At 62.4% G+C, this 25,804-nt stretch carries 20 protein-coding genes; 15 read left to right on the top strand and 5 right to left on the bottom strand.

Annotation, left to right across the window (positions count from 1 at the left end; genetic code table 11):
• Positions 1-77: 77 nt before the first annotated feature.
• The gene (locus F8N66_RS16715) at positions 78-983 is read right to left on the bottom strand and encodes a LysR family transcriptional regulator (RefSeq protein ID WP_150771229.1); all 906 of its coding nucleotides are present in this window, start codon (positions 981-983) and stop codon (positions 78-80) included.
• A 230-nt stretch (positions 984-1,213) separates the two neighbouring features.
• On the opposite strand from F8N66_RS16715, the gene F8N66_RS16710 reads away from it, so the two are divergent.
• The 15 genes from F8N66_RS16710 (at position 1,214) to F8N66_RS16635 (ending at position 21,698) form a co-directional block, all read left to right on the top strand.
• Entirely contained in the window at positions 1,214-1,882 is a 669-nt protein-coding gene (locus F8N66_RS16710) for a cysteine dioxygenase (RefSeq protein ID WP_150771228.1), read from the top strand.
• Positions 1,879-3,462 (top strand): rhodanese homology domain-containing protein, encoded by a 1,584-nt coding sequence (locus F8N66_RS16705; RefSeq protein ID WP_150771227.1) that lies wholly within the window; start codon positions 1,879-1,881, stop codon positions 3,460-3,462. The genes F8N66_RS16710 and F8N66_RS16705 overlap by 4 nt, the downstream gene beginning before the upstream one ends.
• Positions 3,463-3,655: 193 nt before the next feature.
• On the top strand, positions 3,656-4,525 hold the full coding sequence (locus F8N66_RS16700; protein ID WP_150771226.1) for a TauD/TfdA dioxygenase family protein: 870 nt from the start codon (positions 3,656-3,658) through the stop codon (positions 4,523-4,525).
• 178 nt (positions 4,526-4,703) lie between these two features.
• Complete coding sequence (locus F8N66_RS16695) at positions 4,704-7,151, top strand: TonB-dependent receptor plug domain-containing protein (RefSeq protein WP_224790493.1); 2,448 nt, start codon at positions 4,704-4,706, stop codon at positions 7,149-7,151.
• A 286-nt stretch (positions 7,152-7,437) separates the two neighbouring features.
• Complete coding sequence (locus F8N66_RS16685) at positions 7,438-8,400, top strand: ABC transporter substrate-binding protein (RefSeq protein WP_150771224.1); 963 nt, start codon at positions 7,438-7,440, stop codon at positions 8,398-8,400.
• Positions 8,401-8,427: 27 nt separating this feature from the next.
• Complete coding sequence (locus F8N66_RS16680) at positions 8,428-9,780, top strand: LLM class flavin-dependent oxidoreductase (protein ID WP_150771223.1); 1,353 nt, start codon at positions 8,428-8,430, stop codon at positions 9,778-9,780.
• Entirely contained in the window at positions 9,777-10,460 is a 684-nt protein-coding gene (locus F8N66_RS16675; protein ID WP_150771222.1) for a peroxiredoxin-like family protein, read from the top strand. Before F8N66_RS16680 ends, F8N66_RS16675 begins: the two co-directional genes overlap by 4 nt.
• Positions 10,461-10,475: 15 nt before the next feature.
• Positions 10,476-11,675 carry an acyl-CoA dehydrogenase family protein gene (locus F8N66_RS16670; RefSeq protein WP_150771221.1) on the top strand — a complete coding sequence of 400 codons (1,200 nt, stop codon included), beginning with the start codon at positions 10,476-10,478 and terminating at the stop codon, positions 11,673-11,675.
• Entirely contained in the window at positions 11,672-12,631 is a 960-nt protein-coding gene (locus F8N66_RS16665; protein ID WP_150771220.1) for a D-isomer specific 2-hydroxyacid dehydrogenase family protein, read from the top strand. The genes F8N66_RS16670 and F8N66_RS16665 overlap by 4 nt, the downstream gene beginning before the upstream one ends.
• A gap of 443 nt (positions 12,632-13,074) precedes the next feature.
• Complete coding sequence (locus F8N66_RS16660) at positions 13,075-15,207, top strand: TonB-dependent receptor (protein WP_150771219.1); 2,133 nt, start codon at positions 13,075-13,077, stop codon at positions 15,205-15,207.
• Between the two features lie 139 nt (positions 15,208-15,346).
• Positions 15,347-16,921, top strand: a complete 1,575-nt coding sequence (locus F8N66_RS16655) for a flavin monoamine oxidase family protein (RefSeq protein ID WP_150771218.1) — start codon at positions 15,347-15,349, stop codon at positions 16,919-16,921.
• A 143-nt stretch (positions 16,922-17,064) separates the two neighbouring features.
• Entirely contained in the window at positions 17,065-17,562 is a 498-nt protein-coding gene (locus tag F8N66_RS16650; RefSeq protein WP_150771217.1) for a RidA family protein, read from the top strand.
• A 36-nt stretch (positions 17,563-17,598) separates the two neighbouring features.
• A complete protein-coding gene (locus F8N66_RS16645) occupies positions 17,599-20,094 on the top strand; it encodes a TonB-dependent receptor plug domain-containing protein (RefSeq protein ID WP_150771216.1) in 2,496 nt (831 codons plus the stop codon).
• A gap of 242 nt (positions 20,095-20,336) precedes the next feature.
• A complete protein-coding gene (locus F8N66_RS16640; protein WP_150771215.1) occupies positions 20,337-21,314 on the top strand; it encodes an aliphatic sulfonate ABC transporter substrate-binding protein in 978 nt (325 codons plus the stop codon).
• A 183-nt stretch (positions 21,315-21,497) separates the two neighbouring features.
• Positions 21,498-21,698, top strand: a complete 201-nt coding sequence (locus tag F8N66_RS16635) for a hypothetical protein (RefSeq protein WP_150771214.1) — start codon at positions 21,498-21,500, stop codon at positions 21,696-21,698.
• A gap of 35 nt (positions 21,699-21,733) precedes the next feature.
• On the opposite strand, the gene F8N66_RS16630 is transcribed toward F8N66_RS16635, so the two are convergent.
• From F8N66_RS16630 to F8N66_RS16615, 4 genes are all read right to left on the bottom strand, one after another.
• Entirely contained in the window at positions 21,734-21,976 is a 243-nt protein-coding gene (locus tag F8N66_RS16630; protein ID WP_150771213.1) for a hypothetical protein, read from the bottom strand.
• Between the two features lie 184 nt (positions 21,977-22,160).
• On the bottom strand, positions 22,161-23,183 hold the full coding sequence (locus tag F8N66_RS16625; RefSeq protein WP_150771212.1) for an ABC transporter permease: 1,023 nt from the start codon (positions 23,181-23,183) through the stop codon (positions 22,161-22,163).
• A 57-nt stretch (positions 23,184-23,240) separates the two neighbouring features.
• Positions 23,241-24,806 carry a sugar ABC transporter ATP-binding protein gene (locus F8N66_RS16620; protein WP_150771211.1) on the bottom strand — a complete coding sequence of 522 codons (1,566 nt, stop codon included), beginning with the start codon at positions 24,804-24,806 and terminating at the stop codon, positions 23,241-23,243.
• A 70-nt stretch (positions 24,807-24,876) separates the two neighbouring features.
• Positions 24,877-25,803, bottom strand: coding sequence for a sugar ABC transporter substrate-binding protein (locus tag F8N66_RS16615; RefSeq protein ID WP_150771210.1), 927 nt, complete (start codon positions 25,801-25,803; stop codon positions 24,877-24,879).
• Position 25,804 lies beyond the last annotated feature (1 nt).

Here is a 25,804-nt window from a genome sequence, read left to right as displayed (position 1 = left end):
GAAGGCAAAAAATAATAAAAAGCACATTTTAATCTAAGCTAATTATTATTTTTTTTTATTATCTACCTGCCCGTTCATCACGCCGCGTGCTTGATCTTCTGCAGCGATCCGGCCACCAGTTTGCCAAAGGCGTCGACCGGCCCTTGCAGGTTGCCGAGGAAGTGCGGATAGATCAGCCACAGGTCCATGACCGGTTTGAAATCCTTGAGCGGCATCGCGGCCAACTGATCGACATGCGCGCTGCGCTCCAGCAACGGGCGCGGCACCAAGCCCAGCCCCAGACCGTCGGCGACCAGGCCCAGCTGCAACTCAGTACCGAAGGTTTCCAGATTGACCCGCAAGGCCAGGCCCTGGTCCGACAAGGTGCGCTGCAACCCGGCGCGGAAACCGCAGCCATCAGGGTTGAGAATCCAGCCGTTCTGGTAAACGTCCGCCAGCTTGCACGGACGCTTGGGCAATTGCGCCTTGGCACACACCACCACCAGCTCCATCTTGCCGATCGACTCGCCGATGATGTTGTCCGGGAAAATTTTCCCGGCTGGGAACAGCGCCGCCGCCGCATCCAGTTCACCGCGCTCGATCTTGCCGACCAATTGACTGCCCCAGCCGGTGGCGACCTGGGCGCGCAGGTCGGGGTATTCGACGCGCAGGTGCTTGAGGGCGTCGAGCAGCACCACATCGCCGATGGTTTGCGGAACGCCCAGGCGCAGCAACCCGGTCGGCGGCGCATCGGTGGCCACCAGTTCGCGCAGTGCATCCATCTCCCGCAGGATCACCCGGCATTGTTCATACACCCGCGTACCGATCAGCGTGGGCTTGAGGGGTTTGGTGTTGCGGTCGAACAGCTCCACGCCCAGTGCCTGCTCAAAGTTCTGCACGCGCCGCGTGATGGCCGGCTGAGTCAGTTGCAACGACTCGGCGGCGTGGCTGATGGACTGGCAACGAATCACTTCGACAAAGGCGTCGATATCATCAATTTTCATTTGGCCCGCACATAGAGAACAGTCAATAAGATGTCTGAAAAGCATAGTTCTATTGGCGGATTCTGGATAGCCCGCGCCCTGATATCCCACAGATCAATAGCGTCTGGCGCTAGTTGATGGCGTTATAAATTCCATTCAGCTATAACCTAATCATTAAACAATCGCATATTGATCTAAAACATTATGCTTAAATCAAAGGGTCAACATTCACAACGAACGATGGAATTGCCATGACCCAGGCCCGACACCCGGAGAGACTCAGAGCATTCATAGGCGCCCTGGCGGAATTGATCGACAGCCATCCTCGCGAGGGTGACCTGCTGCACCGTGGCGGCAAACTGCTCAGCCAATTGGTCAGCCATGACGACTGGCTGCCGGAAGACTTTGCCCGGCCAGACCCCGAGCGCTATCAGCAATACCTGTTGCACGCCGACTCACGGCAGCGTTTCAGTGTCGTCAGTTTTGTCTGGGGACCGGGGCAACGCACACCGATCCATGACCATCGCGTCTGGGGGCTGATCGGCATGTTGCGCGGCGCGGAATACTCGCAGGGCTTCCAGCGCCACACCGACGGCTCGCTGATCGCCGAAGGCGCGCGGGTGCAGCTGCGCCCCGGCCAGGTCGAGGCCGTATCGCCCAAGGTCGGCGACATCCATCAAGTCAGCAACGCCTTTGACGACCAGGTGTCGATCAGCATCCATGTCTATGGCGCCAACATCGGTGCCGTGCGCCGCGCGGTGTATCAGCCCGACGGCAGCGAGAAGCTGTTCATCTCCGGTTATTCCAATGTCCTTCTGCCCAATATCTGGGATCTGTCCAAAGATGCCCTGTCCAAAGATGCCCTGTCCAAAGATGCCCTGTCCAAAGATGCCCTGTCCAAAGAGAGCCAAGCCCTATGAGCACCGCCCTGACCCGCTCCTATGCCGAGATTCGCCAGGCCCTGCTGAACCGTGAAGAACTGGCGCTGGTGGATGTGCGCGAAGAAGCGCCCTTCGCCGAATCCCATCCGCTGTTCGCCGCCAACATCCCCCTGTCGAAACTTGAGCTTGAAGTGTTCTCGCGCATTCCACGGCGCAATACCCCGGTGACTGTCTACGACAACGGCGAAGGCCTGGCGAGCCTCGCCGCACAGCGCCTGCAAGCGCTGGGCTACCTCGATGTGCGCCTGCTCGAAGGTGGCCTGGACGGCTGGCGGCGCGCCGGTGGCGAACTGTTCATCGACGTCAATGTGCCGAGCAAAGCCTTTGGCGAACTGGTGGAAAGCCAGCGCCACACACCGTCCCTGGCCGCCGAAGAAGTCCAGGCGCTGCTCGACAGCGATGCCGATGTGGTGGTGCTCGATGCCCGGCGCTTCGATGAATACCAGACCATGAGCATTCCTACCGGCATCAGCGTGCCGGGGGCGGAGCTGGTGCTGCGTGCCCGGGAGCTGGCCCCCGACCCGGCCACACGAATCATCGTCAACTGCGCCGGTCGCACCCGCAGTATCATCGGCACCCAGTCGCTGATCAATGCCGGCATCGCCAACCCGGTTTCCGCCCTGCGCAACGGCACCATCGGCTGGACCCTGGCCGGCCAGACCCTGCAACACGGCCAGTCGCGCCGGTTCGCGCCGACCCGCGAAGAACATCGGCAAATTGCCGCCGGCGATGCCCGCCGCGTCGCCAACAAAGCGCTGGTAGGCCGCGCCACCCTGGCCGATCTGCAACGCTGGCAACAGGAGCCGGCCCGCAGCACTTATCTGTTCGACGTGCGTACCCCGGAGGAATTCGAAGCCGGGCACCTGCCTTCCGCCCGCTCGACACCCGGCGGGCAACTGGTGCAGGAAACCGACCACTTCGCCAGTGTGCGCGGTGCACGCCTGGTGCTGGTCGACGACGATGGCGTGCGCGCCAACATGTCGGCGTCCTGGCTGGCGCAACTGGGTTGGGAGGTGCACGTGCTGGATGACGCGCAACCGGCGCACTTCAGCGAACAGGGTGCATGGCAGGCGCCTGTCCCTGCCTCAAGACAGGCCGAGGAAATCAGCCCCGAGACCCTGGCGCAATGGCTGGCCCATGGCGACACGGCGTTGCTGGATTTCACCAGCAGCGCCAACTACGTCAAGCGCCACATCCCCGGCGCCTGGTGGGCCTTGCGCAGCCAACTGGCTGAAGCGTTGGCCAAGGTGCCGGTCGCCGAGCGTTATGTGCTGACCTGCGGCAGCAGTCAGTTGGCGCGCCTGGCGGTGGCCGAGGTCGAGGCGCTGACCGGCAAGGCGGTGTTTCTGCTCAAGGGCGGCACGGCCAGCTGGATCGCCGCACAGCTGCCGTTGGAGGAAGGCGAAACCCGCCTGGCTTCACCGCGCATCGATCGTTATCGCCGTCCTTATGAAGGCACCGACAACCCGCGCGAGGCGATGCAGGCCTACCTGGACTGGGAGTTCGGACTGGTCGATCAACTGGCCCGTGACGGCACCCATGGCTTCTTCGTGATTTAACCAGCGGCCTCTGTACCTGTAGGAGCGAGCCTGCTCGCGATGGTCGTGAACGATAACGCGAATAACCTGACACCCAGCGGCGTTCTCGGGTTTTTCGCGAGCAGGCTCGCTCCTACAGAAGGCTGTACATCCATCCCCACATCCGACCCCTCTCCAGGCGGAGGCTGAACCCACAAACGAGAGGAATTGCATCATGTCCGCCGTCTTGCACCCCACCGATCCGCAACCTGCCAAAACCCTGCACGTGACCCGCCTGGAACCCACCATCGGTGCGCAAATCAGCGGCATCGACCTGCGTCAGCCGCTGACCCCGGCGCTGCGCGATGAACTGCGCCGCCTGCTGCTCGAACACAAGGTGATTTTCTTCCGCGACCAGGCCATCAGCACCGAACAGCAAATTGCCTTCGCTCGCGAATTCGGTGAGCTGTACGTGCACCCGACCACCCGGCAAAACGACCCGACGCAACCCCAGGCGCACCTGATCCAGGCCCAGGATGAACGCAAGCTCTACGGCCCGAGGATCAGCGGCCGTTGGCACACCGACACCAGCTGGCTGCTGCGTCCCACCCTCGGCGCGGTGCTGCGCGCAATCGACCTGCCCCCCGTCGGTGGCGATACCCTGTGGGCCGACACGGCAGCGGTCTATCGCGCCCTGCCCGACGCGCTCCGCGAAGAAATCGATGACCTGCACGTGGTCCACGACTTCAAGTCGTCGCTGGACAAGGTCGGCTACGACTACCCGATTCTCGCCCACCCGCTGGTGCGCACCCACCCGGAAACCGGCGAGGACGGTCTGTTCATCAACTTCTCGCAAAACCCTTCGGTGATCGGCTGGCCACCGGAGAAGAGCAAACAACTGATCGATCGCCTGTTGCTGGAGTTCAACAAGCCGGAACATCAGGTGCGCTTCAAATGGCGTGAACACTCGGTGGCGTTCTGGGACAACCGCTCGACCCTGCACTACCCGGTCTACAACTACGGCGACTACCCACGGCGCATGGAACGGGTGCTGATCGCCTACGACGACATTCCGCATCGGGCAAGACGCGCCAGCGCGGCCTGATCACTCCCCACAAGCCCCAACCTTCTGCTCGACACAGCGAAGATCAACGGTGGGAGCGGGCTTGCTCGCGAAGAGGCCGTGTCAGTCGGCATTCATGTTGCCTGACACACCGCCTTCGCGAGCAAGCCCGCTCCCACCAGGGATGCGCGGTGTTTGTATGCTTTCAGGAATCCGTACCATGACGTCACCCCGCTTCCATTACTGTGCAGCCGCCCTGAGCCTGCTGGCCGTGAGCATCCCGGTCCAGGCCGAAGAACCCGACAAGACCCTGAACACGGTGGTGGTGACCGGTAACCGTGGCAGTCAGCCCCGCACCGTCACCGACAGTCCCTCGCCCATCGACGTGATCAGCGCCGAGCAATTGCAAGCCAGCGGCAAGGTCGGGCTCAAGGAATTGCTCGCCCGCCTGCTGCCCTCCTTCAACCTGCCGGCCATCAATGGCGGCGGCACGTCCTGGTCAGTGCGCGGCGTGACCATGCGCGGTCTGTCCGGGGATCAGGTGCTGGTGCTGGTCAACGGCAAGCGGCGGCACAATACTGCGCTGATCAACAACCTGGCGCGCATCGGCACGGCGGCGGTGCCGGTCAACCTCGACCTGATTCCGGTCTCGGCGATCGATCATATCGAGGTGCTGCGCGACGGTGCCTCCGCGCAATACGGCTCGGATGCGATCGCCGGGGTGATCAACATCATCCTCAAGGAAAACGACAGCGGCGGCAGCGTCGAAACCTCTTTCGGGCGATACGGCAGCGGCGACGGCGACACCGTGCACCAGACCGCCAACTACGGCCTGACATTGCCCAACGACGGTTTCGCCAACCTGGCGCTGGACGCCAAGGAGCAGGAACCCTTCGACCGCAGCGGCAGTGCCACGGGCAATCTGTACTCGCTACCCGGTTTCCCCGACAGCCGCGACCAGACCGTCAATCGCCACGGCTGGAACCCCAGCTATGGCCTGGGCCGGGAAAAGGTCACCAACGTCAGCTACAACCTGGAACTGCCGCTGCAGGACGATCTGAAGTTCTACTCGTTCTCCACCGCCAGCTACATGGAGACCACCAAGGTCACCGGCAACTATCGGCCGAACGAAATCACGTCGCTGGCCGGCGACCCCAACACGCCCTACCCCGACGGCATCCATGCCCAGCGACGCAACCGCACCAAGGACTTCCAGGTGGCGGGCGGCTTCAAGGGCGAGGTCGGTGGCTGGAACTATGACGCCAGTTCCACCTGGGGCGAGGACGACTCGACGCTCAACGCCAACAACACCCTCAACCCGTCCCTGGGCCCGACCAGCCCCACCTCGTTCAACCTGGCCTCGCAGATCTTCGATCAGTGGACCAACAACCTCGACTTCAACCGTGGCTTCGACATCGGCCTGAAAAACCCGCTGCAAACCGCCTTCGGCTTCGAGTATCGCTGGGAGAAATACCAGATCGAGCCCGGTGACTTCCTGTCCTATACCCCCGGCAACTACGTCATTCCCAGCGGGCCGTTTGCCGGCCGCACACCCTTGCCGGGGCTGGCCTCCTACAACGGCACCAGCACCGACGACGCCGGGGAAATCAGCCGCAGCAACGTCGCCAGCTACGTCGACCTGGGCCTGGATGTGACGGACAAATGGTACGTCGGTGCGGCGGCTCGCTATGAACGCTACACCCAGGACATCGGCAGCACCTGGAGCGGCAAGTTCTCGACCCGCTACGCCTTCACCGATGCCTTCGCCCTGCGCGGCACCCTCAACAACGGCTTCCGCGCACCGTCGCTGGCACAAACCATTTATGCCTCGTCGACCTTCACCTCCGGCGGTGTGGTCAACGGCCAGCAGGTCTCGGTGCCGGTCAAGGTGCTGCCGGTGGACACGCCCGAGGCCCAGGCCCTGGGCGCAGAGAAACTCAAGCCGGAAAAGTCCCTGAACTACAGCTTCGGCTTCACCTATGAGCCCACGCAAAACTACCGGCTGACCACCGACCTCTATCAGATCGACATCCGCGACCGCATCGTCTCCACCAGCCTGCTCGGCGGCGCGGCGGTGTCGCAGGTGCTGGTCGCCAACGGCTTGTCCCCGGGTCTGTTCGCCCAGTACTACACCAACGCGGTGGACACCCGGACCCGTGGCGTCGACATCATCAACGAGTACCGCCAGCCACTGGAGCAATACGGCCAGGTGCGCTGGAGCGCGGCCTACAACTGGAACCAGACCAAGATCGAGAAGATCCAGGACAACCCGCCGCAACTCAGTGGCTCGGGCCTGCAATTGTTCGACCGGCGCTTGCAGAAGGACCTGACCGTCGCCACGCCGCAATCGAAACTGATCCTGGCGGCCAACTGGAAGGTCACCGACTACAACCTCAACCTGGCGCTCACCCGTTTCGGCAGTTACATCGAAGGCGACAACAACCCGGCGAACGACCGCAAATTCAGCGCCAAGTGGATCACCGACCTCGATGCCGCCTACGACCTGACCAAGCACCTGACCGTGGCGCTGGGGGCGAACAACCTGTTCAACGTGTACCCGGATAAGAACGGCATCCAGGACTGGGCGGGCGGCTACAAGTACGGACAGTTCTCGCCGTTTGGTTTTGGCGGGGCGTACTACTACACGCGGGTGGCCTACAACTTCTGACGCTGCGCGAACCTGTGGGAGCGGGCTTGCTCGCGAAGACGCCGTGTCAGTCGACATCAATGTTGCCTGCCAGGGCGCTTTCGCGAGCAAGCCCGTTCCCACAGGCTTCAATCGCATTAAATGCATTATTTTTATAATTCAAACATAAATAATCAGATAACTTAATAATTAGCATATAACCAAAAAGAATTTCACAGCGAATTCTTATAGAGATAACGTCAATCCCACACCGACCCCTTCTCCAGGCGGAGGTTTTCGAAGCGCAACAATCTGCCTGGAGTTCCCCATGTCACCCAAATCCCTGTTGTTGAGCCTCTCTCTCACCCTGGGCTTCGCTGCCTGCGCTCACGCCGCCGACCTGCAGCCGCTGCTGGTGGCCAATCAGAAGTCGTCGATCAAGGTCTTGCTAGACGTGTCCGGCGAGCTGAAGAACGTGCCTTATGACATCCAGTTTTCCGAATTCCCCGCCGCCGCGCCGCTGGGCGAAGCGCTGAATGCCGGCGCCGTCGATATCGGCGCCCTGGGCGATGCCCCCTATGTGTTTGCCCTGGGCGCCGGCGCGCCGATCAAGGTGGTCAGCATCGTGCACGCCGAGGGGCGCTACACCACCGCGATCCTCGCGCCCAAGGAGTCGCCGCTGAACACCACCAGCGACCTGAAAGGCAAGAAGATCGTCACCACCCGCGGTTCCATCGGCCACTTCCTGGCGATCAAGGCCTTGCGCAGCGCCGGCCTGAGCACCAGCGACGTGCAGTTCATCTACCTGCTGCCGAGCGAGTCGCGCATCCTGCTGGACAACGGCAGCGCGGACGCCTGGTCGACCTGGGACCCCTACACCACCATTTCCACCACCCAGAACCAGGCCAAGGTGCTGGTCAGCGGCGAAAAGTTACTGACCAATCATCTGTACTTCGCCGCCACCAGCCAGGCCATCGCCAACAAACGCCAGCAGCTCGACGACTTCATCGCCCGGGTCGACCGCGCCTATCGCTGGACCAATGCCCATCCCGAGGAATACGCCGCCGCCCAGGCGCGCGTCACCGGCCTGCCGCTGGACGTGCACATCGCCGTGGCCAAGGGCACGCACATGGCACCGGTGGAGATCGACGACCAGGTCATCAGCGGCCTGCAAACCACCGCCGACATCTATCAGCAGGAAGGAATCCTGGGCAAACACATCGACGTTTCCCAAGGCTTCGACAAGAGCTTCAACGCCAAGCGTGCCCCACTCAACCAGGCATCTCGATAACGATGCGACGGATTCAGGAGTAAGACCATGAGCAAACAACGCCAACTGAAACTCGGTGCGATGGTCCACGGCGTCGGCCACGGATGGGGCGAATGGCGCCACCCGCAGGCCCGCCCGAACGCCAGCGTGAGCTTCGACTTCTACAAGCAACAGGCGCAACTGGCCGAGGCCGGCAAGTTCGATTTCGTGTTCATCGCCGACAGCCTGCACATCCATGAGAAGTCCAGCCCGCACTACCTCAACCGCTTCGAACCGCTGACCATTCTCTCGGCCCTGGCCGCCACCACGCAGCACATCGGGCTGGTGGCGACCGTCACCGTCAGCTACACCGAACCCTTCCAGGTCGCCCGCCAGTTCGCCTCGCTGGATCACATCAGCGGCGGTCGCGCCGGCTGGAATGTGGTGACGTCGTGGCTCAGCGGCACCGCCGATAACTTCGGCAAGAGCGAACACCCGCCCCATGCCGTGCGCTACCGCATCGCCAAGGAACACGTGAATGTGGTCAAGGGCCTGTGGGATTCCTGGGAAGACGACGCCTTTGCCTACGACAAGCAAAGCGGCGAGTTTTTTACCCCTGGCAAGTTGCACGCCCTGGACCACAAGGGTGAGTTTTTCTCGGTCAAGGGCCCGCTGAACATTTCCCGTTCGAAGCAAGGCCAGCCGGTGATTTTCCAGGCCGGCACCTCCGAGGATGGCCGCAACTTCGCCGCGCAGAACTCCGATGCGATTTTCGTCAGCCCGGAAAAATTCGAAGATGCCCAGGCCTATTATCTGGACCTGAAAACACGCGCCGCAGGCTTCGGTCGCGATCCGCAAAAACTGTCGATCCTGCCGGGTATCCGCCCGATCGTGGGCCGCGATGCCGCTGAAGTGGAAAGCCGTTATCAACAGGCCGTGGAACTGGTGTCCATCGAAGACGCCATCGTCGCCCTCGGCCGCCCCTTCAATGACCACGATTTCAGCCAGTATCCGCTGGACGCGCCGTTCCCCGAGCTGGGCGACCTGGGGTCCAACAGCCAGAAAGGCGGATCGGACCGGATCAAGCAGCTGGCCAAGGATGAAGGACTGACCTTGCGCCAGGTCGCCCTGCGCTTCTCACAGCCACGCCGTGATTTCGTCGGCACGCCCGAGCAAGTCGCCGACGCGATCCAGACGTGGTTTGAACACGGCGCGGCGGACGGTTTCATCATCAATTCGTTGCTGCCCGACGGCCTGCAATACTTCACCGAGCTGGTGGTGCCGGTGCTGCAACAGCGCGGCCTGTTCCGCGACGAATACCGCGGCAACACCCTGCGTGACCACCTTGACCTGCAAGTCCCGGTCAACCGTCACGCGCACACCGCCATCACCGAACAGCAAGAAAGCGAGGCCCTGGCATGAGCGAATCCCTCAACCGCCTGCTGGCGGACTTGCATGCCCAACGGGTGGCGACCTGGGAACCGGCGGCGTTGCAGGTCAACATCAATCAGCGCCAGCGCCTGGTGGATGAAGCCCGGACCGACGACTTCGTCAGGGCTGGCGACACCCTTGAGCCCTTCACCTTATTGAAGGTCGAGGGTGGCAGCCTGGACCGCGACGCGCTGCTCGCCAACGGCCCGGCGGTGCTGATTTTCTTCCGCTTCGCCGGGTGCCCGGCGTGCAACATCGCCCTGCCCTATTACCAGCGCCGGCTCTATCCGCGACTGCACGCCCTGGGCGTGCCGCTGGTAGCGGTCAGCCCGCAGGTGCCGGAGCGCCTGGTGGAGATCAAGACCCGCCACGACCTGGCGCTGCAAGTGGCCAGCGACCCGGACAACCGGCTCGGTCGCCGCCTGGGCATCCTCTACAGCTTCGATGAAGCCTCGCGCAACGCCGCACTGGCCAAGGGCACCAGCATCGGTGAAACCACCGGCACCGGCACCTGGGAACTGCCGCAACCCACCGTCGTAGTCATCGCCCGGGACGGCACCGTGGCCTTCGCCGAGGTCAGCCCGGACTGGCTGGTGCGTACCGAGGCCGACCCGGTGATCCGTGCCGTCGAACAGCTGCTGGGGCAAGCCCCGGTGCAAATCGCCATCTGATTCAAGAGCGTGACCATGAGCCTTTCTTCTCAACTGTCTCCACCGCTGCGCTCCATCGAAGTCGCCCATTTCGAAGCACTGCTTGAACGCCTCAGCGCACAACTGGCCGCCAGTGCGCACCTGTATGACGAAAGCGGCGCCTTCCCTGCGGACAACTTCAAGCTGTTGCATGAACACGGCCTCGTCGCGCTGACCGTGCCCAAAGCCCTGGGCGGTGGCGGCGCCAGCCTCGCACAAGCGCGCAAGGCCATCAGCGCTGTCGCCAAAGGCGAGCCATCGACGGCGTTGATCCTGGTGATGCAGTACATCCAGCATGCGCGCCTGCAGGACAGCCCCAACTGGCCCGAAGCCCTGCGCCTGCAAGTGGCGCAGGACGCCGTGCAAAACGGCGCGCTGATCAACGCCCTGCGCGTCGAACCGGACCTGGGCACTCCCGCGCGCGGCGGCCTGCCGGCGACCGTGGCCCGGCGTACCTCGGCCGGCTGGCGAATCAGCGGCCGCAAGATCTACTCCACCGGCAGCCATGGCCTGACCTGGTTCAGCGTCTGGGCGCGCAGCAGCGATGAGGATCCGCTGGTCGGCGCCTTCCTGGTGCACAAGGACACGCCGGGGATCAGCATCATTGAAGATTGGGATCACCTGGGCATGCGCGCCACGTGCAGCCATGAGGTGGTGTTCGACAACGTGCTGGTGCCACTGGATCACGCGGTCAGCGTCAGTCGCTGGAGCGCACCGCAACCGGAACTCGACGGCGATGGCTTCCTGTGGATGTCGGTGTTGCTGTCGTCGGTCTACGACGGTGTCGCCCAGGCCGCGCGCGACTGGCTGGTGGGTTGGCTGGAGACCCGCAAACCGTCCAACCTCGGCGCCTCGCTGTCGACCCTGCCACGCTTTCAGGAAACCCTCGGCCACATCGACACCCTGCTGTTCGCCAACCGCAGTCTGCTCGACGCCGCCTCCAGCGGGCACACACCGGCCAGCAACGCCGCGCAACTCAAATACCTGGTGACCGGCAACGCGATTCGCGCGGTCGAGCTGGCCATCGAAGCGTCGGGCAATCCCGGCCTGTCACGCCAAAACCCACTGCAACGGCACTATCGCGATGTGTTGTGCAGCCGCGTCCACACACCGCAAAACGACGCCATCCTGCAAGGCGTCGGCAAAGCCGTCTTCGCCCAGCGTCAGTCCGCATCCCAGTCCAAGGAACGCCCATGAGCCAACTCGTTATCGCCAGCCAACTGGATGAAGACTTCAATGAAGTGATCCGCCAGCGCCTTGCCACGACCCACCCCGAGGCCCGCGTGCTCGGCGTGCCTGCCGGGGTGCCCAGCGACTTGCCAGCCGACGTCGGCGTGCTGCTGGCCCGGCCGATCAATGTGCGCGGCTATCAGGCACCGGACACGCCGCCACCGGGTTGGCCGTATGGGCTGCAATGGATTCAGGTGGTGTCCTCGGGCATCGACTTCTACCCCAAATGGCTGTTCAGCGGTCCGCCGGTGAGCACCTCGCGCGGCAGCGCCGCCGAGAACATCGCCGAGTTCGCCCTGGCCGCGATCTTTGCCGCGGCCAAGCGCCTGCCGGACATCTGGGTGCATGACGCGCAATGGAGCTTCACCGCCTTGACGCCGCTCAAGGGCACCACCCTGGGCATCCTCGGCTTTGGCGCCATCGGCCGCAGCCTGGCCGCCAAGGCCCAGGCCCTGGGCATCAAGGTCGTGGCGCTGCGTGAGAGCCAGACGCCCTTCGACGTTGAAGGCGTGGAAGCGGCGCGGGATATCCATGAGCTGTTTTCCCGCGCCGATCATCTGGTGCTGGCCGCGCCCCTGACCGAGGCGACCCGGCACATCGTCGACAGCGCCGTGCTCGCCAGCGCCAAACCGGGCCTGCACCTGATCAACATCGCCCGGGGTGGCTTGCTTGACCATGGCGCGCTGCTGGAAGCCCTGGACAACGGCAGCATCGGCCTGGCCTCGCTCGACGTCACCGAGCCGGAGCCGTTGCCGGACGGGCATCCGCTCTACGCCCATCCACGGGTGCGCCTGTCGCCTCACACCTCGGCGATTTCGAGTAACAGTCGCCATGAGATTGCTGACAGTTTCCTGGCCAATCTCGAACGGTTCCTCAACGGCCTGGCGCTGGAGAATCAAGCGAACGTGCAACGCGGCTATTGAGCCAAACGCAATGCCAATGTGGGAGCGGGCTTGCTCGCGAAAGCGGTGTGTCAGACAGCATTCATGTCGACTGACACTGCCTCTTCGCGAGCAAGCCCGCTCCCACTTTGCGTTGTGCATGACCCTCGAATACAACATCAGACTTACGCATTTAATCGCTCAATGTAATGTCCATTTTTTATAATTACCTTATAACTAATCGGACTTTTACACCGATCGCTTATATAAATATTGTTACAACCATCACCGACCCCTGACCAGGTGGAGGCCCACGGAACCGCTCTTTTTCCGGCCGACACCACCCCACGGTCAAACGCATCACAGCCAAATCGACACCGGCCCAAGCCAATCCCGCCATGGCTTTCAAACCATGGCCACGGCCACGCTTTGCCCAAAAAAAACATAACGACGCCAACGCCGCACTTACGCACCTGGGGTTCACCATGCACAACACCTTTCGTTCAAACCGTCTGACCCTGGCCGTGTCCCTGGCGATCTTCGGCTTGTCGGCCCACGCCGAAGAAAGCACCCGCGAAGGTGCCCTTCCCGTCGTGACCGTCACCGCCGAACACCACAGCGAAGACCTGCAGAAGACGCCGCTGGCCATTTCCGCGTTCGACGAAAAGGCCCTCGAAGACAAGCAGATCAAGAGCATCCGCGACCTCTCCGGGCAGGTGCCGAACCTGACCCTCAGTCGCCAGTCGATTTCCTACAGCGCGCAAACCTACGGGATTCGCGGCATCGGTGAGACCGATCCGATCCAGGAGGCCGCCGTTGCGGTGTACGCCGATGACCTGTACATCCCGCGGGCCATTTCCTCGATGCTCGACTTCAACGACGTCGAGCGCGTCGAAGTCCTGCGCGGTCCCCAGGGCACGCTGTATGGACGTAACAGCAGCGCCGGCGCGATCCGCGTGATCACCCGCGATCCGACCCAGGAAACCCGGGGTTTCTTCGAACTCGCGGCCGGCGACTACAACGCGCAGAACGGCCGCCTGCTGATCAGCGGCCCGCTGGTGGACAACGCCTTGTTCGGCAGCTTCTCGGCGATTCGCCTGACCCGCGACGGCACCGTTTCCGACCCGACCCGCCACTCGGATGTGAACAACATCGACATCCAGTCCTACCGTGGCAAGTTGCGCTACAACCCGGACGATTCGCCGTGGGATGTGCAGCTGACCCTGGCCGGCACTTTCGACCGGGGCGACACCACCAGCTACACGCCGTTCGACGCCAACGGCCGCTTCGACAAGTTCAAGAGCTACAGCAGCCTCAACCCGAAAAACCGCCTGGACCAGGGCAGCTCGGTGCTGCGCGCGATCTATGCCATCGACGACCACCTGAACTTCAAATCGGTCACGGCCTACTCGGCCTTTCACCAGCCGGTCAACTATGACAACTCGGGCCAGGCGGCGCTGATCCAGAACAACCTGATCCTCTACAAGCAGGACTACGCCACCCAGGAACTGCAACTCAACGGCGACTACGACGATTTCAGCTTCAGCACCGGCCTGTACCTGTACCGCGAAACATTCGACGCCGACCGCGACAACCTCACCTATTCCGTCGCGCGCAACCGGGTGATCGGCCAGGGCCAGTACAGCACGACCAACACCGAGAGTTACGCGCTGTACGGCCAGGGCAGTTACAAAATCACGCCAAAGCTGTCGCTGATCGCCGGGCTGCGCTTTACCCGCGAGCACAAGAATTTCGACTACACCAACTATGCGATCACCACCAACCGGCAGATTACCGGGACCAACTTCAGCGCCGATTCGAGCAAGTCGTGGCAGTCCACCAGCCCGAAAATCGGCTTCGAATACGCCTGGACCCCGCACCTGAACCAGTACGCCTACGTGGCCAAGGGCTTCAAGGCCGGTGGCTATGACAACCGCGCACCCACCCGGGCCGCCGCCGAACAGGCGTTCTCGCCGGAAGACGTGACCACCTGGGAGACCGGCTTCAAGGGCGACTTCTTCGACCAGCGCCTGCGCGCCAACCTCGCGCTGTTCTACAACGACTATGAAGACTTGCAGACCAACGCCTACGACCCCGGGCTGGGTGTCAGCCTGCGGACCAACGTCGGCCAGGCCCACACCTACGGCGTGGAACTGGAAACCCTCACCGCCCTGACCCGCGACCTGCAACTGACCGCCAACGTCGGCTACCTGCAAAGCCAGTACGACGACTTCGAAAATGCCAGCGGTCCCGGTGTCGATGCCAACGGCAAACAGCTGGTGTTCTCGCCACGCTGGAACGCCAGCGTCGGCCTCAACTACACCATCCCGGCCGGGTTGCCCGGCACGTTGCTGGCGGGCACCGATGCGCAGTTCCAGACCAAGTCCTACGCCAACGCCTTGAACGACGACATCCAGGAAATCCCCAAGCAGACCTTCTGGAACGCCAACACCCGCTACATCTCCGGCGACGGCCACTGGACCACCACCCTGGCGGTGAAAAACCTGCTCGATCGCGCCTACCCGCAATCGGTCGGCTACGTGCCTTCCAGCGGCGCCCGCTACTACTCGATCAACGACCCGCGAACCGTCCTGCTGTCCGTGCGCTACGACCTCTAACCCTTAACGCAAACCCCGTAGGCGCTGCCGCAGGCTGCGATCTTTTGATCTTGTTTTTAAGGATCAAGATCAAAAGATCGCAGCCTTCGGCAGCGCCTACAGGGGGAATCGACAAGCAACAACCTCAAGGAGCGACATCATGGCTTTCACCCGCAGGGAACTGATTTCCCGCATTGCCGCTGTCGGCGGCTATTCCGCTGCTGTCGGCGCCCTCGGGGCGCTGGGCCTGACACCTCAGGCCGTGGCAGCGACGTTCAACCCGCTGCAGCTGGGCAGCAGTGGCAAAGGCAAGCATGTGGTGGTGGTCGGCGCCGGCATATCCGGGCTGGTCAGTGCCTATGAACTGCGCAAGGCCGGTTTTACCGTGACCATTCTCGAAGCCCGCGAGCGGGTGGGCGGACGCAACTGGACCCTGCGTCGCGGCAGCAAAATCGATTTCGACGACGGCGTCAGCCAGACCGTCGACTTCGATGACGGGCAGTTTTTCAACGCAGGTCCAGCGCGCATCCCCAGCCATCACCAGACCATTCTCGGGTACTGCCGCGAGCTGGGCGTGGAACTGCAAGTGCTGGTCAACAGCAGCCGCAACGCCCTGGCCCTGCCGGACCCGAAACAGCCGGCGTTCCAGCTGCGCCAGGCGGTCAACGACACCCGCGGGCAACTGTCCGAGCTGCTGGCGCGCACCGTCAGCCGCAAAGCCCTGGACCAGGATTTGAGCGCGGATGACCGCAAGGCGCTGCTGAGCTTCCTCAAGGTCTACGGCGACCTGAATGCCGACTTGCAGTACAAGGGCTCGGTGCGCTCGGGGTACAACCGCGTGCCTGGCGCCGGCGACCAGACCGGCATCACCCGCGCACCGCTGGAACTGCAGACCCTGCTCAACCCCAAGCTCTGGGGTGCGCTGGTGTTCGACGAAATCCCGGAGTTCTCCTCGACCATGTTCCAGCCGGTCGGTGGCATGGACCGCATCCCCTACGCGTTCTACGAGAAGCTCAAGGACGCGGTGCGCTTCAATGCCGAAGTCAGCGATATCCAGACCTCTGAACAAGGCAGCCGCATCAGCTACCGCGATCGCAAGACTGGCGCCACCCAGACCCTGAGCGCCGACTACGCCATCGTCACGGTGCCCCTGCCGTTGCTGGCCAAATTGCCGAGCAATTTCAGCCAGCCGTTCAAGCAGGCGATCGAGACGGCGCAAAGCGATCAGGCGAACAAGGTCGCCTGGCAGTCGCCGCGATTCTGGGAAACCGACTTCAACATCTATGGCGGCCTCTCTTACCTGGACCATGAAGTCAAAGGGTTGTGGTACCCCAGCGATCGCCTCAACAGTGCACAAGGGATTCTGGTGGCGGCCTACAACACCAGCGAATCGGCCCAGGCCTTCAGCCGCAAATCCCTCGCCGAACAGTTTGCCTCGTCCCGGCAGGCCGTGGAGCTGCTGCACCCCGGCCACAGCGCCAAGCTGCAAAAACCGGTGGCCATCAACTGGGCCAAGGTGCCGTTCAGCAAAGGCCCGTGGATCGTCAACGACGAGGTCGGCGAGAGCGCCTACCAGCTTCTCAACCAACCCCAGGGCCGCACCTACCTGGCCAGCGATGCCCTGGCCCATGGCGGCGTCGGCATCTGGCAGAACAGCGCGGCCGATTCGGCGCGACGCATCGTCTCGCTGATCGGCCGGCACGCCGAACGCAATCAATCGGGCGTCGCCGCCTGATCCCATGCCCCCTGTAGGAGCGAGCCTGCTCGCGATGGACTCATGAGCACCGCGGGGGTGTCAGGTTTCCCGCGTCATCGTTAACGCCCATCGCGAGCAGGCTCGCTCCTACAGGTAACCATTTCAAACACAAGGACTGAACGATGAAAGCCATTACCTTACTCACAGGGATCCTCATGACCGCCACCGCCCTCGCCAGCCACGCCGACGACATCAAGCGTATCGCCCTGCCCAACTCGAACTTCCCGATCTCGCTGGCGGTGTCGGTGCCGGCGCAAACCGAGTTGCTGTTCGTCAGCGGCCTGCTGGCCGACCTGCACGACCCCAAAGCCGAGAAGGACTGCTTTTCCGCTTATGGCAATACCGCCATCCAGACCACGTCGATCCTGAACAAGCTCAAGGGCGTATTGGAGGCCCAGGGCCTGGGCCTGGGCGATGTGGTGCAGCTGCGGGTGTTCCTGGTGGGTGATCCGGCCAAGGGCGGCAAGCTCGACTTCGCCGGACTGCAAGAAGGCTACACGCCGTTCTTCGGCAGCGCCGCGCAACCCAACAAACCGGCACGTACCGCCATTCAGGTCGTCGCCCTGCCGCTGCCCGGTGGCCTGGTCGAAATCGAGGCCGTTGCCGCTCGCAAGAAGTGACACGGAAATCACCCGTTATTCAGGAGCTTCACCTTCATGGTCAACTGCCCAGCGCGCCGCACGGCGCCTTCCTATCGCCCGTTGTTAGTACCGCTGTCCATCGCCTGCGGCCTCGCCTCGTTTCATCTCGAAGCCGCCGAAACCAGCTCGCCAACCCTCAACACCGTGGTCGTCACCGGCAACCGTGGCGCCGAGCAACGCACCGTCACCACCAGCCCGACACCGATCGACGTGGTGACGGGCGACCAGCTGCGCGCCGTGGGCAAACCGAGCCTGCTGGAGGCGCTGAGTAAATTCATTCCGTCGTTCAACCTGCCTGACCGCGCCGGTTGGGATGCCAGCGGCGTGGTGCGCTCGGCCACCCTGCGCGGCCTGACCGCGTCCCATGTGCTGGTGCTGGTCAACGGCAAGCGCCGGCACACCAGTGCGACGCTGAACATCAACGGCATCAACAGCGGCGCCGCGCCCAGCGACCTGGACCTGATCCCGGTGGCCGCCATCGATCACATCGAGGTGCTGCGCGATGGCGCGGCCGCGCAATACGGTTCGGACGCGATCTCCGGGGTGATCAACATTATCCTCAAGCAGACCACCGGCGGCAGTTCCGACACCACCCTGGGCCAGAACTACGACGGCAAGCGCGGCACCGCAACGGAGGCGCTCAATTATGGTTTCGAAGTGGGTGAGGCCGGTGTGCTCAACGTCTCGCTCGACACCCGCTATCAGGAGCGCGACAACAAGGCCGGCAGCAATGGCTACAGCTCGCATTACTATCCACTGGCGGACGGTTCGCCCGATCCGCGCGAGGCCACCGCCAGCCATCACACCTATAAAGGCTACGGCTTGCCCCGCAGCCAACTGGCGGATGTCGCGTACAACCTCGACCTGCCGCTGAACGACGCGGCCACCCTGTATTCGTTCTCGACCCTGGCCACCCGCGAAAACAATGATGGCCAGAACTTCCGCCTGCCCAGCGGCCGCAACACCATCACCACCGGTCCCAACGGCTTCCCCGACGGTTACAGCCCGTATTGGCTGATCAACGAAACCGATTTCCAGTCCGCCATCGGCGCCCGGGGCGATGACATCGGCATTGGCGGCTGGGCCTGGGATCTGAGCACCACCTACGGGCGCAACTACGCCAAGCAGCGCACCTACGACAACCAGAACCCGTCGCTGGGCGAAAACACGCCGAACAAATTCACCTCCGGCATCTACATCGCCGATCAACTGACCACCAACCTGGACCTGAAGAACAGCTACGAGATCGGCCTGGCCAAGCCCCTGGATGTCGCCTTCGGTTTCGAGCATCGACGCGATGGCTACGAGACAAAGGCCGGCTCTGAAGCCTCTTACATTAACGGCGGCTATGTGTTCCCGGCCGGCCATCCACGCGCCGGGCAACGTCCTGATCCGGGTGCGCAAGTCACCAACGGCATCACCCCGGACGACGCGCAGAAAGTCAGTCGCAACAACGTCGCCAGCTACATCGACCTGGGTTTCTACCCCGTCGAGCAGTGGTACCTGGGCGTCGCCGCGCGCTACGAGCATTACAACGAAGGCGTGGGCAGCACCCGCAGCGGCAAGATCAGCAGCCGCTACGAGTTCAACCCGGTGTTTTCGGTGCGCGGCACCATCAGCAACGGCTTTCGCGCACCGTCGTTGGCCAACGAGATTTTCACCGCGCGTTCGACCGGGTTCGACACCATCAATGGCGTCTACCAGTCCTACAACTACGTGATCCTGCCGGTGGATTCGGCGGGCGCCCAGGCGCTCGGGGCCGAGTCCCTGAAGCCTGAACGCTCGACCAACTTCAGCCTCGGATTCGCCCTGACCCCCAGCGAAGACTTGAGCCTGACCGTGGACGGCTACGTGATCAACCTGCGCGACCGCCTGGTGCTCAGCGAACGCTTCCAGGGCGCGGACGTCGCAGCCCTGCTCGACGGCATCGGCGTGCCCGCCACCGCCGGCGCGCAATACTTCACCAACGGCGCCAGCACGCGCACCTCAGGGGTCGATGTGGTGGGCAACTATCGGCAGAACCTCAATAGCTTCGGCTCGGTGCGATGGACCGCGGCGCTGAACTACAACCACACGCAAATCCTCAGCGTCAACGAAACGCCGGCGCAACTCACGGCGCTCAACAGCAGCTATCAGTTGCTCGGCCGCCAGGCTCGCGCACTGATCACCAAGACCTCACCCAGCAGCAAGGCGATTTTCTCCGCCAACTGGGCGATCCAGGACTTCGACGTCAATTTGCGCCTGACCCGCTATGGCACCTACACCGAGGTCAACAGCTCCAGCGACCCGAGCCTGGATCGCGACTACTCGGCCAAATGGATCACCGACCTGGACGTGGCCTATGCGCTTACCAGGCAACTGACCGTGGCCGTCGGCGCGCAGAACCTGTTCGACAAATACCCCGACCATATCGGCGTACCCAACTCCTCGTTCGGCGATAACTGGGGCAGCTACTCGCCGTTCGGTTTCACCGGTGGTTACTACTACACCCGGTTGCAGTACGCGTTTTGACGGACCTGTCTTCGACCTGACTGCAGGAGCGAGCCTGCTCGCGTAAATCGCTTGGGCAACGCGATCATTCAGAGAGGGCGCAACATCGTTGACGTCCATCGCGAGCAGGCTCGCTCCTGCAGACAAGGGAGCCCGCAAACCGGGGCACTAAGCTAATACCTAAACGATATTTATAAATTGTTTTTTATAACTCTATGCTCAGCACAAAGTGTCTTTCCATGTTGCTAAAAAGCGAGCGCGCCATGCCAACGTCCACCCGAAATGCTCAACCGAAATTCAACCGTCCACTGCTGACCGGCCTGGTCGTCGCCCTGGCTGCCCTGTCCTTTGCCCTGCCGTCCCAGGCCCGGGAAACGCTGCGGATCGGCTACCAGAAATCCTCGACCCTGATCACGCTACTCAAGACCCAGGGCACCCTGGACAAAACCCTGGCGCAACAGAACATCGACGTCAGCTGGCATGAGTTCCCCAGTGGCCTGCCACTGCTCGAAGCCCTGAACGTTGGCAACGTCGACATCAGTGCCGACGTGGCGGACACCGTGCCGATTTTTGCCCAGGCCGCCCAGGCCAGGTTGACCTATTTCGCCCAGGAAGCGGCTTCCCCGTCCGCCCAGGCCATCGTCGTGCATAAGGATTCGTCGCTGCAGCAATTGGCGGATTTGAAAGGCAAGACCGTCGCGGTAACCAAGGCGGCCGGCTCCCACTACCTGTTGATCGCCGCCCTGAACAAGGCCGGCCTGCAGTTCTCCGACATCAAGCCGGCTTACCTGTCGCCCGCCGATGGCCGCGCGGCCTTCGAGAACAACAAGGTCGACGCCTGGGTCACCTGGGAACCCTTCCTCACCAGCGCGCAGCGGCAACTGCCGACCCGCACCCTGGCGGACGGCGAAGGCCTGGCCAGCTACAAACGCTACTACCTGACCAGCGACAGCTACGCCAAGACGCACCCGCAGGTCCTCAAGGTGGTGTACGACCAGCTGCACAAAACCGGTGAATGGATCAAAACCAATCCCCGTGAAGCGGCCCAGGTGCTCAGCCCATTGTGGGGCAACCTTGGGGTGGAAACCGTCGAAAGCGCCAACACCCATCGCAGCTACCAGGTGCAGCCGGTAAAGCTCGATCAGTTGGGTGAACAGCAGAAAATCGCCGACGCCTTCTTTGCGGCCGGCTTGTTGCCCAAGACCGTGGATGCCAAGGACGTTGCGATCTGGAAGCCATAAGACGGACCGCACCACCTTTCGTCGCAAAGGCAAACCTGGGGCGCGATTGGCAGCCATGCTTGGCTTACGGCTTGCACAGGCGGTCGTAGCGGCCCCAGAACGACATAATTCTGACACGGCAGCACTTCAAACTAACGCTTAAGGACTCCAGCAGTACGCTTGGTCAGTCACCGGAGATGTAACGTGTCAACTCTTAATGAAATCGCAGCGAACCACGCGAGAATGGCCAGGGAAAAACAAGAGGAGGCGACCGGTTTGAGTGAGCGACAGCTTCAGATCGTGGGCGGTTTTGAAATCTCGTGTCCGGAAAACCCGCAGCAGGTGCCACTGCACCTGGTGGCTGGCGTGCAGGAAAACCTGGTCGGCCAGGCCGCCGGGTTTTGATCTGATCGTTTGGGGCGATGCGCGGTGAGGTCAGCTTATCGCGCTTTTTTGACGCGGCTTTCGCTGCCGGTCTCTCGTTTATCCTCTTTGATGAACAGCGAGAAGATAAACAGGTTGGAGGCCAGTACGTAAAAGAAGACGGGCGCGACCGGCCACTGAAAGTGGTCGGATGCCCACCAGCACACCAGGAACACCGCAGCCGCGATACGTCGCTGTCGATTGGTGATGCGCTTCGATACTTTCGCTGCCCACGCATTTGTAGCCGAGTACCACCCCATTGCATCCGTCCCTGGTGCCGATCGTTTTCGGGCGCCATTAATACGCTATTACGCGCGATCCTGCCATATGGGGAAGCGGGTCACTGTGCGTTGGGGCTGGAGGTGCGTGCTTGAATGGGCTGTAGATCCGTTGCTGCGTTAACGGATATACAGCCAATCCCAACCTCTCGGTTCGCGGTCAACCTCAGCGCTTGAGCTTGCGCTTGTTGCGGTATTGGTCGATGACCACCGCGACCACGATGATCAAGCCCTTGATGATGTCCTGGATGTAGGCATCGACCCCCACGAACGTGAACCCGCTGGCCATCACCCCGAGGATCAGCGCGCCGATGACCGTGCCGGTGATGCGCCCCACTCCTCCCGCCAGGCTGGTGCCGCCGATGACTGCGGCGGCAATCGCATCCAGCTCATAGGACATGCCCATCCCGGCCTGCCCGGTGGCGGCACGGGCCGAAGCCACCACACCCGCCAGGCCCGCCAGCAACCCGGCGATGCTGTAGACGATGACCAGATGGCGCTTGACGTTGATACCGGAGGTGCGCGCCGCCTGCATGTTGCCGCCGATGGCGTAGGTGTATTTACCGTACTTGGTGTAGCGCAGCGCGATGTGGAAGATCACCGCCACCACCAGGAAAATGATCACCGGCATCGCGCCGTGACCGATGGCCGTGTAGGAATCCGAGAGCATGCTCACCGGCTGGCCTTCGGTGTAGTAACGCGCCAGGCCACGGGCCGAGACCATCATGCCCAGGGTGGCAATGAACGGCGGAATCCCGGTGAGGGCAATGATGCTGCCGTTGATGGCCCCCGCCAGCAGCCCGACGCCAAGCCCGGCTATCACGGGAATCCACACCGGCAAGTCGGTCAGCGACGGGAATACCGCCCGGGCGAAATCCGAGGTCTGCGCCAGGCTGGCCGCGATCATCGCCGACAAGGCCAGCACCGAGCCCGATGACAGGTCGATGCCGGTGGTGATGATCACCTGGGTCACGCCAATCGCCAGCAGGCCGATGATCGACACTTGCAGGATCATCAACACCAGCCGCTGCGAGTTCATCAGGAAACTCTGGTCGCGCACGATCCAGCCAAACACTTCGAACACCAGGCCGATGCCGATCAGCACCAGGAAGATGCTCAGCTCGGTGGGAAAGCGCCGGCGACTCTTGACCGGTGCCGTGGCCGGTTTGTTTTCCAGTATCGCGTTCATAACCACTCACCCTTCTATCGCGTCATCGACGGCGGCCTTGGCCACCACCGGCATCCATTAATGAACCGAGGACATGCCCGAGGCCAGTTGCATCACCCGTTCCTGCGTCGCTTCGCTGCGGTCGAGGGTGCCCATCAGGTCGCCCTCGTGCATGACCATCACCCGGTCGCTCATGCCGAGCACTTCCGGCAGCTCCGAGGAAATCATGATCACCGCCATGCCTTCGCTGGCGAGGCAGGCGATCAGCCGGTAAATCTCGGCCTTGGCGCCGACGTCGATGCCGCGGGTCGGCTCGTCGAGGATCAGGATGCGCGGGTTGGTCATCAGCCAGCGCGCCAGCAGGGCCTTCTGTTGATTGCCGCCGGACAAGGTGTCGATGCATTGCTCCAGCGAAGGGGTTTTCACCCGCAGTTTCTTGCACATGTCTTCGCACAAAGCCCGCAAGGCTTTTTGCTGGATAAACCCGTGGCCGGCGTAGTGCGGCAGCACCGCCATCTCCATGTTCTCCAGGACCGAAAGGCACGGGAACAGGCCGCTGAGCTTGCGATCCTCGGTCAACAGGGCGAAACCCTTCTCGATCGCCATGTGCGGGTCGCTGATGCGCACCACCTCGCCGTCCAGACGCATCTCGCCACTGTCGCTGGGGGTAATGCCGAAAATCGCTTCGGCGACGTTGGTCCGGCCGGAACCCATCAACCCGGCAATGCCAAGGATTTCCCCGGCATGCAGGTCGAACGAAACGCCTTTGAAGATGCCATCGAGCTTGAGGTCGCGCACCGACAGCAGCAGATCGCCGATCGGCTGTTCGCGCACCGGAAACAGCTGGCTCAACTCGCGACCGACCATCATCGAAATCAGGCTGTCGCTGTCCATGCTGTCGGCCCGTTGCAGACCGATGTAGGCGCCATCGCGGAACACCGCGACTTCATCGGCGATGGCGAACACTTCATTCATTTTGTGGGTGATGTAAATGATCCCTTTGCCCTGGCTTTTCAGGTCGGCAATGATCGAGAACAGGTGGGCGACTTCCTTGTCGGTGATGGCTGACGTCGGTTCGTCCATGATCAGGATGTCGGAGTCGTAGGACACGGCCTTGGCAATCTCGACCATCTGCCGTTCGGCGATGCTCAGGTTGCCGACCTGCTCTTCGGGGTCGAGGTTGATGCGCAGGCGTTCCAGCAATCTGGCCGTGCAGCGGTGCATTTCCCGGTGGTCGATCATGTGGAAACCGTTGAGCTGCTCACGGCCGATCCAGATGTTTTCGGCGATGCTCATGTGCGGCATCAGGTTGAGTTCCTGGTGGATCATCGCGATCCCGGCCTGAAGCGCCGCCAGTGGCGTTTCGAATACCACCGGCTTGCCCCGCAGGCGCAGTTCGCCGGCGTCCGGCTGGTAGATGCCGGCGATGATTTTCATCAGGGTGGATTTGCCGGCGCCGTTTTCGCCCATCAGCGCCAGCACGGAACCGGGGCGTACCCGCAGCTGCACATCGGACAACGCCACGACACCGGGAAAACCCTTGCTGACGTTGATGATCTCCAGCAGGTACGGCTCATCGACAGGCGTTGCAGTGGGCTGGACACCCTGCAAGGGGGTGCTCGAAGCAGTCGCTGAAGCGAACATGATCAGGTACTCCATCAGCAAGGTCGCGCGCGCCACCTTGCGTGTTTATTGTTGTTATTGAATGGACGGACTATTTGAACTGGTCGACGTTTTGCGGCGTGATCAGGCGAAACGGCACCCAGACAGCCGACTGGACCGGCTCGTTCTTCGCCATCTTCACGGCGGTATCGATGGAGCCGTCAGCCTGACCCTTGGCGTCCTGGAACACCGAAGCGGCCATGGCGCCCTTCTTCACGGCGTTCAAGCCGTCTGGCGTACCGTCGACACCCGCAATCAACACACTGCCTTTTTCCACGCCCGCCTGTTGCAGGGCCATCGCGGCACCAATGGCCATTTCGTCGTTGTTGGAGACGATCGCGTCGAACTTGCGGCCCTGGGTCAGCCAGTCGTTGACCAGGGTCATGCCTTTATCCCGCAGCCAGACGCCGCTCTGCTCCTGTTCGATCTTGATGTTCGGGTATTTGGCCAGCACCTCCTTGACGCCCTTGGTGCGGTTGGTGGTGGAGTTGTTCGCCAGGTCACCGAGCAAAATCACGATATCGCCCTTGCCGCCCATCTTGTCGGCCAGGTACTGCATTTGCATTTCACCGGCCTCAAGGTCATTGGAGGCGACCGTCACCACGCCTTTGGGCAGGTTCAGGTCATCGGGGCGGCGGTTGACGTAGACCAGTGGAATGCCGGCCTTGACCGCCGCTTCGGTGATTTTTTTGGTGGCGGCGGTATCCACCGGGTTGACCACGATGGCATCGACTTTCTGGCTGATGAAGCTTTCGACCTGGCTCAGTTGCTTGACCACGTCGCTGCGGGCGTCTTCGAATTGCAGCTGGACGCCGTCGGGATAGGACTTGGCTTTCTTGTCCATGGATTCACGCAGGTAGGTCAGCCAGGTGTCATCGAACTGGGACATGCTGACACCGATCTTCACATCGGCCAGCGCAGCGCCGCTGGCGACCATCAGGGACAAGGCAAGTGAGGCAAAACGGATCTTGGTCTTCATG

Source organism: Pseudomonas fluorescens, assembly GCF_902498195.1.
Lineage (GTDB): Bacteria > Pseudomonadota > Gammaproteobacteria > Pseudomonadales > Pseudomonadaceae > Aquipseudomonas > Aquipseudomonas fluorescens_BU.
This window is presented reverse-complemented; position numbering and strand designations above follow the sequence as displayed.

What these genes read in the sequence shown, in the direction of transcription:
- F8N66_RS16715 (WP_150771229.1), bottom strand. Translation starts at nt 983, where the DNA reads ATGAAAATTGATGATATCGACGCCTTTGTCGAAGTGATTCGTTGCCAG.
- F8N66_RS16710 (WP_150771228.1), top strand. Translation starts at nt 1,214, where the DNA reads ATGACCCAGGCCCGACACCCGGAGAGACTCAGAGCATTCATAGGCGCC.
- F8N66_RS16705 (WP_150771227.1), top strand. Translation starts at nt 1,879, where the DNA reads ATGAGCACCGCCCTGACCCGCTCCTATGCCGAGATTCGCCAGGCCCTG.
- F8N66_RS16700 (WP_150771226.1), top strand. Translation starts at nt 3,656, where the DNA reads ATGTCCGCCGTCTTGCACCCCACCGATCCGCAACCTGCCAAAACCCTG.
- F8N66_RS16695 (WP_224790493.1), top strand. Translation starts at nt 4,704, where the DNA reads ATGACGTCACCCCGCTTCCATTACTGTGCAGCCGCCCTGAGCCTGCTG.
- F8N66_RS16685 (WP_150771224.1), top strand. Translation starts at nt 7,438, where the DNA reads ATGTCACCCAAATCCCTGTTGTTGAGCCTCTCTCTCACCCTGGGCTTC.
- F8N66_RS16680 (WP_150771223.1), top strand. Translation starts at nt 8,428, where the DNA reads ATGAGCAAACAACGCCAACTGAAACTCGGTGCGATGGTCCACGGCGTC.
- F8N66_RS16675 (WP_150771222.1), top strand. Translation starts at nt 9,777, where the DNA reads ATGAGCGAATCCCTCAACCGCCTGCTGGCGGACTTGCATGCCCAACGG.
- F8N66_RS16670 (WP_150771221.1), top strand. Translation starts at nt 10,476, where the DNA reads ATGAGCCTTTCTTCTCAACTGTCTCCACCGCTGCGCTCCATCGAAGTC.
- F8N66_RS16665 (WP_150771220.1), top strand. Translation starts at nt 11,672, where the DNA reads ATGAGCCAACTCGTTATCGCCAGCCAACTGGATGAAGACTTCAATGAA.
- F8N66_RS16660 (WP_150771219.1), top strand. Translation starts at nt 13,075, where the DNA reads ATGCACAACACCTTTCGTTCAAACCGTCTGACCCTGGCCGTGTCCCTG.
- F8N66_RS16655 (WP_150771218.1), top strand. Translation starts at nt 15,347, where the DNA reads ATGGCTTTCACCCGCAGGGAACTGATTTCCCGCATTGCCGCTGTCGGC.
- F8N66_RS16650 (WP_150771217.1), top strand. Translation starts at nt 17,065, where the DNA reads ATGAAAGCCATTACCTTACTCACAGGGATCCTCATGACCGCCACCGCC.
- F8N66_RS16645 (WP_150771216.1), top strand. Translation starts at nt 17,599, where the DNA reads ATGGTCAACTGCCCAGCGCGCCGCACGGCGCCTTCCTATCGCCCGTTG.
- F8N66_RS16640 (WP_150771215.1), top strand. Translation starts at nt 20,337, where the DNA reads ATGCCAACGTCCACCCGAAATGCTCAACCGAAATTCAACCGTCCACTG.
- F8N66_RS16630 (WP_150771213.1), bottom strand. Translation starts at nt 21,976, where the DNA reads ATGGGGTGGTACTCGGCTACAAATGCGTGGGCAGCGAAAGTATCGAAG.
- F8N66_RS16625 (WP_150771212.1), bottom strand. Translation starts at nt 23,183, where the DNA reads ATGAACGCGATACTGGAAAACAAACCGGCCACGGCACCGGTCAAGAGT.
- F8N66_RS16620 (WP_150771211.1), bottom strand. Translation starts at nt 24,806, where the DNA reads ATGTTCGCTTCAGCGACTGCTTCGAGCACCCCCTTGCAGGGTGTCCAG.
- F8N66_RS16615 (WP_150771210.1), bottom strand. Translation starts at nt 25,803, where the DNA reads ATGAAGACCAAGATCCGTTTTGCCTCACTTGCCTTGTCCCTGATGGTC.